The sequence below is a fragment of the Exilibacterium tricleocarpae genome, from assembly GCF_007004655.1.
GTDB classification, from domain to species: domain Bacteria; phylum Pseudomonadota; class Gammaproteobacteria; order Pseudomonadales; family Cellvibrionaceae; genus Exilibacterium; species Exilibacterium tricleocarpae.
Map to the genome: position 1 here is coordinate 17,575 of NZ_ML660114.1, position 13,906 is coordinate 31,480.

The window sequence follows — 13,906 nt, forward strand, 5'->3', positions numbered from 1 at the left end:
TGGAAAAATGCTCTCATGACGTGAAACAGCGCTCTCATAACGTGAGGAGGTGCTCTTACGACATAGATGGGTGCTCTTACGACATAGAATGGTCCTCTTATGACATAGAGTGGTCCTCTTATGAATAGTACCGCCACAGGACTTTACCGCGCCGGGCTCTACGGCAAGGTGCCGGCGCACGGCGATTTTATCGATCGCGGTCTGCCGGGCAGCTTTATCAACGTGTGGGATGACTGGCTGCAAAGGTCTGTCGCCAGCAGCCGTGAGGTGCTCGGGGAAAGCTGGCTCGACTACTACCTGACCAGTCCGATCTGGCGCTTTGTCCTCGCGCCCGGCGCCGTCGACAACGGCACCCGGGCCGGCGTGCTGCTGCCCAGCGTCGACAGCGTCGGCCGCTATTTTCCGCTGACCATTGCCGCTGCCGTCGACAACAAGGTCAACACCTTCAGCTTCCTTGCCGAACAGGAAGACTGGTTTTCGCAACTGGAAAACGCCGCCCTTGCGGCCCTGCAGGAGTCGCTGCCGGTGGACGAGCTGATGCAAAGACTCGCCGGACTGCCAATGCCCGCCCACAGTGCCAGTCAAACCCTGCACAAATCCGACAGTCTGGTCACGGGAACGGCCGTGGTCGCCACCGGGGAGCCGGCGCTGCCCGCCGGCTGTTACAACCAACTGTTACAACAATTCACCCAGGCCCGTCTCAGTAGTTACAGCCTCTGGTGGTGCAATGGTTCAGACCACATGCAACCGACGCTGTTACTCGCGCCGGGGCTGCCCAATGCCCAGGGCTACACCGCTTTGCTGGACGGGCAGTGGCAACAGTGGGGTTGGATGCTATGAAAAAAGCAGCCCCACGCAGTTGGCCGGCAGGCCTCGGCAGGTTGACTATGACTGGTTCGCCATGACTATGGTATATTTATTTTTTTCAGCTATATTGGCACTCTATTCAAAACGGTTTTACTCATTGACGTGGCCACCCTGGCATGCGGGGTATGAAAGGCAGTTGGAGTAGTTCGGTTAGAGTAATAACTAAAAAAATATACCGTTTTGGTAATGCTAATTACTATAAGAACACACTGGTATTTATTAATTTCTTCATAAGACTGTTAATAAAACCCTTAATGAGACAAGGACGGGAAGAAAAGTATGGCATCTCCCAGCATCATCGATATTGAAGCACTGACACAGCCGATATCAGAAGATCGCCCCCAGGGTGAAGACCTGCGTGGCGACCGGTCTCCCAATTCAGAATATTATGCGATTAAAGACGCTCGCAATAGCGCCCGTGCGGCCGAGCGAGCCAGCATGTTCGACGAGGACAGCAGCAACGACACACTGAGCCAATGGAAACCCATTGCCGAACTCGCACCGCAAATTCTCAGCACCAAAAGCAAAGACCTGGAGATTGCCAGTTGGTATATAGAGGCGCTGGTGCGGCTGCACGGTTTTGCCGGTCTGCGCGACGGCCTGAGCCTGACCGGCGCCCTGGTGGAAAATTTCTGGGATGATCTGTATCCCGAACCCGATGAGGACGGTCTCGAAACCAAAGTCGGTCCGCTTACCGGCCTCAATGGCGACGGTGGTGAAGGCACCCTGCTGGCACCGATTCGCAACGTCGCCCTCACCACCCAGGGGTCACATGGCGACTTCAGCTACTGGCAGTATCAACAGGCCCAGGACGCGGCAAAAATCAGCGACGACGACAAACGCGCGGAGCGCGTCGACACCATCGGCTTCACACTCGAGCAGATCAGCGCGACTGTGGCCAGCGGCGAGGTGAGCTTTTACGTCAACCTGCTGGATGATTTACAACAGTGCACCCAGGTCTACGCCGACCTCAATCAACAGTTGCGCGATCACTGCGGCAACGACTCCCCGCCGAGTTCCGCCATCAAAAACCTACTCGATGAAATCCTGCGTGCGGTGCGCTTCCTGACCAAAGACAGACTCGCCCATCTCGCTGCCAGTGACGATGCGCCGCAGGTTGACACGCCGGATGCCGCAGCAACGGGAGGCGGGGGTCCAGTGGCGGCGGCAGTCGCCGCCGGGCCCATCGCCAATCGGGAACAAGCCCTGCAGCGCCTGCAGGAAGTCGCCACCTATTTTCGCACCTACGAGCCCCACACACCCCTGGCGGCAACCATCGAGCGGGTAGTGACCTGGGGTCGTATGACAGTGTCCGAGTTGATGATGGAGCTGGTGCCCGATGATACCGCTCGCGCCATATTTACCCAACTGACCGGCGTCAAGCTGGACGGCTCGGCCACCGAAAGTTACGTACCGCCGCCGGTGGCGGCACCGGCCAGTGTCGCCACCGGCGAGGCGAGCACCGGCGGCGACACCGAGTGGGACGAAAGTGTAACTGATACTGACAACGGAGGTAGCAGCGATTCGGGATGGTAGAGAGCAGCGCGACAGAATTGAAAAACCAAGTATTGACATTATCGACTTAACGAGGGCTTAGCTATGTCTGAAAGTATCCACGACAAACTGAAAAGAGTGCGCAAACCGCGTGTACATATAACCTATGACGTTGAGACCAACGGGGCTGAGGAGAAAAAAGAGCTGCCTTTTGTGGTCGGCGTTATGGGCGACTACTCGGGCGACAATACCGAGAATAAGAAGTCCGTCAAAGAGCGCAAATTCGTCCAGATAGACCGGGACAATTTCAACGAGGCCATGGGCAAGATCAACCCCAAGTTGCAAATGAAGGTGGAGAACACCCTGGCCGGCGACGACAGTGAAATGTCCGTCAATCTCGACTTCAACTCAATGGATGATTTTGAGCCGCAAAATATCGTCAAAAAAGTGGAACCGTTGAAACAGCTGATGGATGCCCGCAACAAACTGCGTGATCTGCTCAGTAAGGCGGATCGCTCCGAGGAACTGGAGGGCGTGCTGGAAGAAGTCCTGCAGAGCACTGAAAAGATTACTGAACTGGGTAAAGAACTAGGTATTGAAGAAGATAAAGGAGGCGACAAGTAATGAGTACAGAAGCCGAATCCTCAGGCGGCGCAGAAGCGCAAGAGCAATCGGTCAGCCTGCTCGAACAAGCTCTGGGTGCGACCAAGCAGACAGAGCGCGAAGATGCCCAGGACCTGCTGGAGAATCTCACCCAGCAGGTGCTCAAAGGCACAGTGAGCTGGGACCGCAATCTCACCCACACCATCAAGGCGGCAATCGCGTCGATTGACGCCGCCATGTCCAAACAGCTGGCGGCGATCATGCATAATGAAAAGCTGCAGAAACTCGAGGGTTCCTGGCGCGGCCTGAACCACCTGATCATGAACAGCGAAACCGGCACCACGATGAAGATTCGCATGCTCAATATCAGTAAAAAAGAGCTATTCAAGGACTTGGATAAAGCGGTAGAGTTCGATCAGAGCAATATCTTCAAGAAAGTCTACGAAGAAGAATTCGGCACCGCCGGCGGCGAACCCTACGGCGCCATGATCGGCGATTTCGAATTCAACAATCACCCCGATGACATCGATTTGTTGAGCAATATGTCCAATGTCGCGGCCGCGGGTTTCTGTCCCTTTATCTCCGCCGCAGGGCCGGGCATGTTCGGGTTTGACGACTATACCGAACTGTCAAAACCCCGCGACCTGGCGCAGATATTCGACTCCCAGGAGTACATCAAATATCGCAGCTTCCGCGACAGCGAGGATTCACGGTTCGTTTCACTGGTGATGCCGCGCGTGTTATCGCGCATGCCTTACGGCGCCAACACCAAGCCGGTGGAGGAATTCGGGTACGAGGAATTCCCCCAGGACGAGTCGGGCATGTCCACCGCCGTGGAGCACGATCAATACTGCTGGATGAACGCCGCCTATGTGATGGGCACGACCCTGACCAGCGCATTTTCGGAAAACGGCTGGTGTACCGCCATTCGCGGTGCCGAGGGTGGCGGCAAGGTCGAGGGTCTGCCGAGCCATATCTTTAAAAGCGACGACGGCGACACCGACCAGAAGTGCCCCACTGAACTCGGTATCACCGACAGGCGGGAAGCGGAACTCAGCGGTCTGGGCTTTCTGCCTCTATGCCACTACAAAAACACCGACTACTCGGTATTTTTTGGTGCACAGACGACGCAAAAGCCGAAAGTTTATGACGATCCGGATGCGACCTCCAATGCAGCCATTTCCGCGCGCCTGCCCTATATCATGGCCACCAGCCGTATCGCTCACTACCTGAAAGTGATGGGCCGCGACAAGATCGGTTCTTTTATGGAGGCCAAAGATGCCGAGCAATGGTTGAACCGCTGGATTCAGGGCTACACCAACAGCAACGAGGACGCCAGCGCCGAGATGAAAGCCAAATTCCCGCTGGCTGCGGCAACAGTGCAGGTCAAGGAAAATCCCGGCGCACCCGGCTCCTACAGCGCAGTGGCGTATTTGAAACCCTGGCTGCAGATGGAGGAATTGACAACCTCCCTGCGCATGGTAGCCAATATCCCCAGTTCGGGCTGACGGTCGCCGGCCGTCGAGCAGCCGACCGCGGCGGGTGCGCCCGCCGCGGTCTTTCCCTTGTTGTTTCCAGGAAGAGTGAGTACGCGTGTCCGACGAAGGAGTCAATCTGGATGCCTTGTTGGAAGGCACCGACGCACAGTTGAGCGAGGGCGGGGCAACGGGCTTCGACGGCGATCTGATTTCGCGTTTTCTGTCCGAGCCCGATCCGGCGCAGGCCATCGCGCTGTGGATCGAAAACTTCGCCGCTACCGGCACAGTCACGGGACTGTCGACGTCCGCCTGGCTGAGCCGGCAGATTGCCCTGCTTGACGAGTTGGTCAACGAACAGCTCAACTGCATTTTGCACCAGCCCAAGCTGCAACAGCTCGAAAGCGGCTGGCGCGGACTGTGGCGGCTGGCAGATACGGCCAGCCACTACAGCGGCGTCAAGCTCAAGGTGTTGAATATCAGTTGGCGCGAAGTCAGCAAAGATATTGACCGCGCCTCCGACTTTGACCAAAGCCAATTGTTTCAACTGATATACAGCCAGGAGTTCGGCACCGCCGGCGGCGAGCCGTTCGGGGTGCTGCTCGGCGACTACCAGGTAAGCCATCGCCCGTTTGCCGGGCACCCCTACTCGGATATCCCCACTCTGCGCGGGCTGGCGCAGATCGCGGCGGCGGCATTCGCACCGTTTATCTGTGCGGCGACGCCGCAACTGTTCGGGATCGACGATTTCGAAACCCTGGGTCAGCCGATCAACTTTCAAGAGGTTTTCCGGCAACGGGAATACATCCAGTGGCGCAGTCTGCGCGAGTTGGAGGACGCCCGTTTTCTCGGCGTGTGCCTGCCGAGAATCATCATGCGCAAACCCTATACTGCACACCTGGTGTCCTACGGCGGGCTGTTGTTCAATGAGCAGTGCGAGGGCGACTCCGGCAACTATCTATGGGGCAATCCCTGTTACGCCTTTGGCACCGTGCTGATCCGCGAGTTCGGAGAAGTCGGCTGGTTTGCGCATATTCGCGGCGTGCCGCGGGATTACTACGGCGGCGGCCTGGTGACCGGATTTCCGGCCATCGACTATGGTCTGGACAGCCCGGGTACTGCGACTAAAATCCTGACCGAAATGGTCATTACCGATAACAACGAGCGGCAGTTGAGCGAGTTGGGTTTGATGTGCCTGTGTCACTGCTACGACACCGAGTTTGCCGCGTTTCAAAGCTGCCCCTCGGTGCAAAAAGCCAGGCAGTTTCAGGGCAAGGCAGAAACCGCCAACGCCCGTATCAGCGCCATGTTGCAGCAGGTGTTTTGCGCCTCCCGTTTTGCCCACTATATAAAAGTCATGATTCGGGACAAAGTGGGCTCCTTTGCCGGCCCCGGCGATTGTGAGCAGCTGTTGCAGGAGTGGTTCAATCGCTACGCCACCGCCCGCGAAGACCTGAAGTGGGACATGCTGGCCCGCTATCCCCTGCGCTCAGCGCGGGTGCAGGTGCGGGAGCTGCCTGGAAAACCGGGCAGTTACACCAGTATTATCCACCTGAAACCCCACTATATCGTCGATCACCTGGTCTCGGAACTCAAGCTGACCACCGAGCTGGCGCTGTCGGGTTTCGGCACCGGACATTGAGATATGGCTAAAATCGACAAAGACAAAAAGCTGCTCTCGCCGATTCTCGATCGGCTGTTGTACGGCGATCGCTACGGTTCATCGCCGCAGCCGCATCAAGTGCTGCGCCAGTTGCGCGAGAGTGTGCGCCGCGATCTGGAGCATCTGTTTAACACCCGCTATCGCTGTATAGGAGCGCCGCCGGCCTGCGAACATTTGCAGACCTCGCTGATTAATTTCGGCTTGCCGGACCTCTCGACAGTCAATCTGACAGCGCCGCAAAGCCGCGACGAATTTTGCCGGCAGGTGGAGCAGACCATCACCAACTACGAACCGCGTATCAAGTCTGTAAAAGTGATCGGCGTAACAGACGCCGACCCTGAAGACCCGGTTATCCGTTTTCGCATTGAAGCGCTTCTCCATGCCAACCCGGCCCCCGAGGTGATTGTTTTTGACTCGGCACTCAACCCCGTCAACCATACCATTGATGTTTCGGAGATTGCCTAGTGAGCGACAAGCTGTTATTGCACTACGACAAAGAGCTGGCGTTTATCCAACAGTCGGCGGCGGAATTCGCCCGCCGTCACCCCGGCGCGGCCGGTCGCCTGCGGCTCGGAACCGATACCGTCGACGATCCTCTGGTCGGGCGCCTGTTCTCGGGGGTCGCCTATCTGAACGCCCGCATTCAACAAAAGCTGGACGATGAGTTTCCGGAACTGACCGATGCCCTGCTCGAGACCCTCTATCCGCACTATCTGCGCCCGATACCGTCAATGTCAATCGCCCGGTTCGAACCTACACCCGACCTTGACGCCGTGGTTGAGGTACCGAGAAAGACACTGCTCGACACCGAGGCAGTGGAGGGAGAGAGCTGCCGTTTCTCAACCTGTTATCCGGTTGATGTCGCGCCGATCAGTGTCGACAGTGCCGACTTGCTGCCGCGACCCTTTATCGCGCCGGGTTCCACCGATATCAGAGGCGCCGGTGCGGTGTTGCGCCTGCAGCTGAAAACACTGAGCCAGGATGTGCTTTTCTCCGCCCTGGATTTATCCCGATTGCGCTTTTATCTGCGCGGCCAGAGCCAGCACGTCTACCCGCTTTACGATCTGCTGCTGACCAAAACCCTCAAGATCGTACTGGCCCGCTCCGATGCCGACTCGAAACCGGTTTACCTGGAGGCGGGCCATTTGCAACAGGCGGGCTTTGAACCTGCCGACGGTATCCTGCCCTACCCCGACAACGCTTTTATCGGTTATCGCCTGCTGACAGAATTTTTTGTGTTCCCGGAAAAATTCCTGTTTCTTGATCTCATCGATCTGGCCGGCAACCTGCCCGCAGACCTCGGTCGCGAACTGAATATCTATTTCTACCTCACCGACTCGGACAGCGAGCTGGAACATCAAATATCCGCCAAGACGTTCGCCCTGGGCTGCACGCCTGTCGTAAACCTGTTTGAACAAGTCGCCGATCCGATTGCGCTCGACCAAACCCAATACACCTACCCGATCATACCCGATGCACGGCGCTCGACATCGATGGAGATTTACAGCATCAACAACGTCCAGGCTACCGACATGGAGGGCAAGGAATACGAATATACCCCTTTCTATGGGACCGAGCACCGCCACACAGAAAAGAACCACGGTACCTTCTGGTTTCCGCACCGCCGCAATGTCGTGGAAGGCGAACATCTTAATGAGGCGGCAACCGAGGTCGATATCAGCCTGGTGGACTTGAATTTCAATCCGTTCGGTATCAACAACCAGACCCTGCAACTCAAGCTGACCTGTTGCAATCGCAATAGACCGAAGAAACTGCAAAGCGGCGGCGGCAAACCCTTTCTCACCGATGTGAAGGGCGAAGCGCCGGTCAAGCGCATCAGCAGCGTCACCCCTCCCACCGCCACCCTGCGCGCCAATATGAAAGAGCGGGGTTACTGGCGGTTGATTTCACATTTAAATCTCAATCACCTGTCGCTAAGCAGCAGCGATCAGTCACTCGAGGCACTGAAAGAAATTCTGCGCCTCTATGATTTTTTCGATTCGCCAAGCACCCGCAGCACTATAGAGGCCATTCACGGGCTTGCCACCAAGCCCATCACCGCGCCGATCCAAATCGAAGATACCACCGCTCTGTGTCGCGGCACCGAGGTGGAAATCGTCTTCGACCCGGTCATGCTCGCCGGTTCCAGCCCGCTGCTGTTCGCCTCGGTATTGGAGCGGTTTCTGGGCCTTTACTGTTCCATCAACTCATTTACCCGGTTAATCGTCCGCCTGGCGGGCAAAGAGGGAGAGCTCAAGCGATGGCCACCACGCGCCGGCGAAAAAGCATTGCTGTAATTCAGCAGCTTACCGACGAACCCCACCGCTTTGAATTTTTTCAGGCGCTGCGCATTCTCGAGTCTGCGACCCGGCAACAGCAGTCACTCGATCTCGGCTTTGCCCGCCACCCGGTCGGCGGCTGGGTTCCCCCACACCAGGAGTGTGTGCGTTTTCGCATTCGTGAAACCCTCGGTTTTCGCACCGCCAATGTAGTCGCCGTCGAGCCGATTGCGACCCTCGACAGCGGCGATAGCAAGGCGCCCGAGGCGCAGTGGGAAATGATTGTCGGGTTTATGGGGCTGACCGGCAGCCAGGGCGTGCTGCCCTACTATTTCACCGAACTGGTGTTACAGCAGTTGCGGGAAAAAAGCGACGTTTTGAAAGATTTTCTCGATACCATCAATCATCGCAGCATTTCCCTGTTTTATCAGGCATCCCGAAAATACCAGTTACCGGTCAACTACGAGCGCCAGAAGTTGCTCAAACAGCGCGAGCCGGACCTGTTCAGCCACGCGCTCAGCGCCCTGAGCGGGCTCGGCACCGGCCATCTGTCGAACCGCCTGCAGGTTCCCGACGAGGTTATCTACGGCTTCGGTGGTCTCCTGGCCCGCCAGGTGAAGTCCGCCGTCGGCCTGAAGGGGTTGCTGCGGCACTACTTCGGTATCGACGTCACAGTGGAGCAGTTTTGCCCCCAGTGGCAGGAACTGCCGGACGATGTGGTGACCCGCCTGCCCGGTGGCGGCCAGTCCGGCCAGAACAATAAGCTCGGCGTCAATGCACTGCTCGGCTCGCGCTGCAAAAATATTCAAAGCAAGTTCCGTATTCACCTCGAACCCATGAGCTACGAGCGCTTTATGACATTGGCACCGGGCGGGGAAAAAATGCAGGCCATGCAGGGGCTGATTGAGTACTACGCCGGCACCGACCTGGATTACGAAATCAGTGTCACCATTACCGATAGTGAAGTACCCCCGGCCCGCCTCAACAGTAGCGGCCCACCCATGCTGGGCTGGAACAGTCATGTATTTAGTGAAGGCAAGCCGCCAAACCTGGTGGAAATAAAAGTGTCGCAAGGCACCGACGATTTAAACCGACAATTGGATAAAGCCGATCCGATGCAATCAATAACCAGCAAATACGCTGCAAGATAAAAACGTCAAGATAAAAACAGGATAACGCTATGATCAGTATTAACCTCAAGTCCCTCGTCGACAAGATGTCCCCCACACTGCGGGACGCGCTCGAAGGTGCGGCCGGGTTGTGCCTGGCGCAAAACCAGTACAATGTGGAAATAGAACACTGGTTGCTGAAACTGCTGGATAACGCCGACACCGATCTGTACAGCCTGCTGGAAAAGCACGAGATAGACCCCGCGCGCCTGGCCCGGCAGCTGGCGGGCGCCATCGCCAAATTCAAATCCGGCAGCAGCCGTCCGGCGGCGCTGTCGCCGGCGATAGTCGAAGCGGCCAAAACCGCCTGGATGCTGGCGTCGGTGGACTACGGCCACGGCCGTATGACCTCCGGCCACCTGCTGGCCGCACTGCTGCTGGAGGAGCAGTTGCGCCGGGCGCTGCTCGAGACCTGCCCGGAGTTGAAAAACATTGCCCCGGAATCTATTCGCGAAACCGCCCGAGCACTGATCGGCACCACCGGCGAATCCGCCTCCAGCCCCGATATCACTCAGGACGCCGGCGTGGACCCCGACAGCATCAAGCCGAGCAACGCCCCGTCACTGGAAAAGTTCACCATTAATCTCACCGAGCGGGCCAAAAACGGTGAAATTGATCCGGTGCTCGGCCGCGACGAGGAGATTCGCCAATGCATCGATATTCTGACCCGCCGGCGCCAGAACAATCCCATCCTCACCGGTGAGGCCGGTGTCGGGAAAACCGCTGTCGTCGAGGGCTTCGCCCTGCGTATTGCCAACGGCGAGGTGCCCGACCCGCTCAAGGGCGTGGTGGTGCGCACCCTCGACCTGGGACTGCTGCAGGCCGGCGCCAGTGTCAAAGGCGAATTTGAAAATCGCCTCAAGTCCGTAATCGAAGAAGTCAAAGCCTCGCCGGTGCCTATCATCATGTTTATCGATGAAGCGCACACCATGATCGGCGCCGGTGGCAAAGAGGGCCAGGGCGATGCCGCCAACCTGCTGAAACCGGCGCTGGCCCGCGGCGAGCTGCGCACCATCGCCGCCACCACCTGGGCTGAGTATAAAAAATATTTCGAGCGCGACCCGGCGCTGACCCGGCGTTTCCAGGTGGTCAAAGTGGAAGAGCCGAGCGAGGCCAAGGCCATCGAGATGATGCGCGGTATTGCCGGATCGCTGCGCCAGCATCACGGCGTGCGCATTCTCGATGAGGCCATCGTCGCCTCGGTGCATCTGTCCCACCGCTATATTCCCGGCCGCCAGTTGCCGGACAAGTCCGTAAGCCTGCTCGACACTGCCTGCGCACGGGTCGGGCTCAGCCAGACATCGACCCCCGGGGCGATCGAAGACCAGCAACACGATGTTGCACAGTGCCAGGCCACCATTACCCTGCTGGAGCGGGAAAACGCCGCCAGCGGTGAGCACAACGAACGTCTGGCGGCCCTGCAGGCCGAAAAACTGGCGCTGCAGACACAACTGGAAGCGCTGCAACAACAGTGGGACAAAGAGCAGGCATTAATCGGCGAAATCCGCGAGATACACACGCAGATCGATCGCAGCTTTTTACAGGAGCAACAGGAACAACAAGAACAACAGAAATCGCAACAACCAACAGAGCAGCAGCCACAAACTGCCGATGCCGATGCCGATGCCGAACAGGATGACACCGATACCGCTGCCAAGCTGTCGGCAGCGCAACTCGCTGAACTCAAAGACAGATTACAGGTGCTCACCGGCGAGTTGAAAGAACTGCAGGGCCAGACGCCATTGATGCAGGCCAGTGTCGACGAACAGGCGGTCGCCGAGGTAGTGGCCAATTGGACCGGCATCCCGGTGGGCAAAATGGTCAGCGACGAGATCGATGCGGTACGCAACCTGAGCAAGGCGATGGGCACCAGAGTCATCGGCCAGCCCCACGCGCTGGAGGCGGTGGCACAGGCCATCCAGACATCGCGGGCCGGGCTTACCGATCCGCGCAAACCCATCGGCGTGTTCCTGTTCGTGGGTACCAGCGGCGTGGGCAAAACGGAAACGGCCCTGACGCTGGCGGATATTCTCTACGGTGGCGAACAGAATATTACCACCATCAACATGTCGGAATTCAAAGAAGAGCACAAGGTGTCCATGCTGCTCGGCTCCCCGCCCGGTTATGTCGGCTACGGCGAGGGCGGCGTCTTGACCGAGGCGGCGCGGCGCAAGCCCTACTCCGTGATCCTGCTCGACGAAATAGAAAAAGCACACCCCGGCGTGCAGGATATTTTTTACAGCCTGTTCGACAAGGGCACCATCAAAGACGGCGAGGGGCGCGACATCGACTTTAAAAACACCGTCATCATCATGACCTCCAACGCCGGCGAAGATGCCATTCGCGCGGTGTTTCAACAGGTGGAGGAGAAACCGGAACCGGACGTGTTGCTCGACAGTATTCGCCCGCAACTGCTGAAACATTTCAAGCCCGCATTCCTCGGCCGCACCAACCTCATTTCGTACTACCCGCTCGACGATGAGGACATGATGAAGATCAGTGCCATTAATATGCGCCGTATCGAAAAACGCGTTGAGAACCACTACGGCGCCGAGTTCAGCTACGACGAGGACGTGCTGTTGCATATCGTTGCCCGCTGTCAGGAATCCGACACCGGCGCGCGCAATATTGAAAACATCCTCACCCGCACCCTGCTCCCCGAACTGGCCGGCGAGTGCCTGAATAAAATGGCAAAGGAAGAAGCGATCAAGAAAATTCATGTCGGGGTTTCCGAAGAGGGTGTATTCAGTTACCAGTTAAGCTGAGCCTGCAGCCGCCGGCCAAACGCGGCTGCAACCCGTAGAGATCATGTAGGAGTCAATCCATGTCCAGGGCCTCTATCAGTACCGGCGGCATCGACTTTCCCCTGACGGAAAACGAGCCGACCCAGCCACAGCCCACCGATCCCACCACTCCCATGCACCTTGTGGTGCTGGGAGATTTCAGCGGCCGTCGCAGCCGTCTGGCGCAGGGACAGAGTCCGGCAACTCCCAAACCTATCGCCGTCGATAAGGACAATTTCGACGCCGTCTTTGCCGGACTCGACGTACAGCTACACCTGCCGGTGGCGGAACAGCCACTGCAGTTTGCGGCGCTCGACGACCTGCACCCCGATTTTATCTACCAGCGGGTCGGTTTGTTTGACAAGATGCGTATTCTCAAACGCAAGCTGTCGAAAACCGACAAGTTCGCCGAAGCGGCGGCGGAAATCACCGCCTGGGCCAACTACCGCGACGAGTCCGCGGACACCGCCGAGCCGGACCTGGCACTGCCGCAAAACCTGCTTGATGCAGTGCTGCAGCAGCGCGACCTCGACACCCAGTTAGCCGCCGCGCCCGGCGGCGATATCGACCGGTTGATCAAAGATATCGTCAGGCCGTTTGTCGAGACCAAGACCGATCCGCGACAGCCGCAGATGCTGGCCGCCGTCGATGCCGCCACCAGCGACCTGATGCGCAAAATCATGCACCACAGTGAATTCCAACAACTGGAAGCCAGTTGGCGTTGCCTGTATCTGCTGGTACGACGCCTGGAACTGGACAGCCGGCTAAAACTGTTTTTGATCGATATCAGCCGCATGGAAATCCAGGCGGACCTGGAGGCGGCCGAGACGCTGAGCGAGACCCGCTTATATAAACTGCTGGTGACACAACAGCTGACACCGGGGAGCATTCCCTATAGCGTGCTGGTCGGCGACTACCGCATCGCCGATACCGAAGCCGATATCAGCCTGGCCCGGGCCATGGCCGGCATCGCCGGCGCCGCCAACGCCGCCTGGCTCAGCGGCGGCCACGAGCGCCTGGCCGGGTGCGATGCTATCGGCACCGAGGCCGACCCGGACGCCTGGAACTATACACCGGACGCCGCTGTCCGCGACGCCTGGCAGCAGTTTTGCAAGTTGCCCGAAGCCCGGCACCTGGCGCTCGCCGCGCCCCGCTTTATGGTGCGTCTGCCCTACGGCCGGCGCACCAGTACCCTCGAGCACTTCGACTACGAGGAGCTATCGGAACAGGATGAGCACGGCTACTACCTCTGGGGTAACAGTGCTTTTCTTATCGCCCTGTTGTTGGCGCAGAGCTATCGGCAACACGGCTGGGCGCTGCGCCCGGGTCAACTGCAGACAATCGATAACCTGCCCCTGCACGTGCACCAGCACGATGGCGACACCCGGGTGAAACCCTGCGCCGAAGTGCTGCTGACCGACCGCGCCGCGCAACAACTGCAACAGGCGGGCCTGCTGCCGATCAGATCCGTCAAAGACGCGGATGCGGTGGTGGTTCCGCAGTGGTGTGCCGTGGCCAGCGACCGCGCGCCGGTTCGCGGCCGCTGGTCCGACTAGACTGACGCCATGGACAG

10 protein-coding genes are annotated in these 13,906 nt (G+C 58.3%); all 10 read left to right on the plus strand.

The window, feature by feature from the left end; translation table 11 throughout:
- Window positions 1–120: 120 nt before the first annotated feature.
- The 10 genes from tagF (at window position 121) to FKG94_RS26555 (ending at window position 13,889) form a co-directional block, all read left to right on the plus strand.
- On the plus strand, window positions 121–840 hold the full coding sequence (gene tagF, locus FKG94_RS26510; RefSeq protein WP_142929972.1) for a type VI secretion system-associated protein TagF: 720 nt from the start codon (window positions 121–123) through the stop codon (window positions 838–840).
- Window positions 841–1,146: 306 nt separating this feature from the next.
- A complete protein-coding gene (gene tssA / locus FKG94_RS26515) occupies window positions 1,147–2,403 on the plus strand; it encodes a type VI secretion system protein TssA (RefSeq protein ID WP_142929973.1) in 1,257 nt (418 codons plus the stop codon).
- A gap of 63 nt (window positions 2,404–2,466) precedes the next feature.
- Window positions 2,467–2,985: a type VI secretion system contractile sheath small subunit gene (gene tssB, locus FKG94_RS26520; protein ID WP_142929974.1), complete on the plus strand. Its 519-nt coding sequence runs from the start codon at window positions 2,467–2,469 to the stop codon at window positions 2,983–2,985.
- Window positions 2,985–4,472, plus strand: a complete 1,488-nt coding sequence (tssC, locus tag FKG94_RS26525; protein ID WP_142929975.1) for a type VI secretion system contractile sheath large subunit — start codon at window positions 2,985–2,987, stop codon at window positions 4,470–4,472. Before tssB ends, tssC (FKG94_RS26525) begins: the two co-directional genes overlap by 1 nt.
- Window positions 4,473–4,557: 85 nt before the next feature.
- The gene (gene tssC, locus FKG94_RS26530; RefSeq protein ID WP_246125423.1) at window positions 4,558–6,081 is read left to right on the plus strand and encodes a type VI secretion system contractile sheath large subunit; all 1,524 of its coding nucleotides are present in this window, start codon (window positions 4,558–4,560) and stop codon (window positions 6,079–6,081) included.
- A 3-nt stretch (window positions 6,082–6,084) separates the two neighbouring features.
- A complete protein-coding gene (gene tssE / locus FKG94_RS26535) occupies window positions 6,085–6,567 on the plus strand; it encodes a type VI secretion system baseplate subunit TssE (protein WP_142929976.1) in 483 nt (160 codons plus the stop codon).
- Window positions 6,567–8,399, plus strand: coding sequence for a type VI secretion system baseplate subunit TssF (tssF, locus tag FKG94_RS26540; RefSeq protein WP_142929977.1), 1,833 nt, complete (start codon window positions 6,567–6,569; stop codon window positions 8,397–8,399). The genes tssE and tssF overlap by 1 nt, the downstream gene beginning before the upstream one ends.
- Window positions 8,363–9,532: a type VI secretion system baseplate subunit TssG gene (gene tssG, locus FKG94_RS26545; RefSeq protein ID WP_142929978.1), complete on the plus strand. Its 1,170-nt coding sequence runs from the start codon at window positions 8,363–8,365 to the stop codon at window positions 9,530–9,532. The genes tssF and tssG overlap by 37 nt, the downstream gene beginning before the upstream one ends.
- Window positions 9,533–9,561: 29 nt before the next feature.
- Window positions 9,562–12,315 carry a type VI secretion system ATPase TssH gene (gene tssH, locus FKG94_RS26550; protein ID WP_142929979.1) on the plus strand — a complete coding sequence of 918 codons (2,754 nt, stop codon included), beginning with the start codon at window positions 9,562–9,564 and terminating at the stop codon, window positions 12,313–12,315.
- Window positions 12,316–12,374: 59 nt separating this feature from the next.
- Window positions 12,375–13,889: a type VI secretion system contractile sheath domain-containing protein gene (locus FKG94_RS26555; RefSeq protein ID WP_142929980.1), complete on the plus strand. Its 1,515-nt coding sequence runs from the start codon at window positions 12,375–12,377 to the stop codon at window positions 13,887–13,889.
- Window positions 13,890–13,906 lie beyond the last annotated feature (17 nt).

Excerpts from the sequence above, each read along its gene's own strand:
- tagF (WP_142929972.1), top strand. The coding sequence starts at position 121 with ATGAATAGTACCGCCACAGGACTTTACCGCGCCGGGCTCTACGGCAAG.
- tssA (WP_142929973.1), top strand. The coding sequence starts at position 1,147 with ATGGCATCTCCCAGCATCATCGATATTGAAGCACTGACACAGCCGATA.
- tssB (WP_142929974.1), top strand. The coding sequence starts at position 2,467 with ATGTCTGAAAGTATCCACGACAAACTGAAAAGAGTGCGCAAACCGCGT.
- tssC (WP_142929975.1), top strand. The coding sequence starts at position 2,985 with ATGAGTACAGAAGCCGAATCCTCAGGCGGCGCAGAAGCGCAAGAGCAA.
- tssE (WP_142929976.1), top strand. The coding sequence starts at position 6,085 with ATGGCTAAAATCGACAAAGACAAAAAGCTGCTCTCGCCGATTCTCGAT.
- tssG (WP_142929978.1), top strand. The coding sequence starts at position 8,363 with ATGGCCACCACGCGCCGGCGAAAAAGCATTGCTGTAATTCAGCAGCTT.
- tssH (WP_142929979.1), top strand. The coding sequence starts at position 9,562 with ATGATCAGTATTAACCTCAAGTCCCTCGTCGACAAGATGTCCCCCACA.
- FKG94_RS26555 (WP_142929980.1), top strand. The coding sequence starts at position 12,375 with ATGTCCAGGGCCTCTATCAGTACCGGCGGCATCGACTTTCCCCTGACG.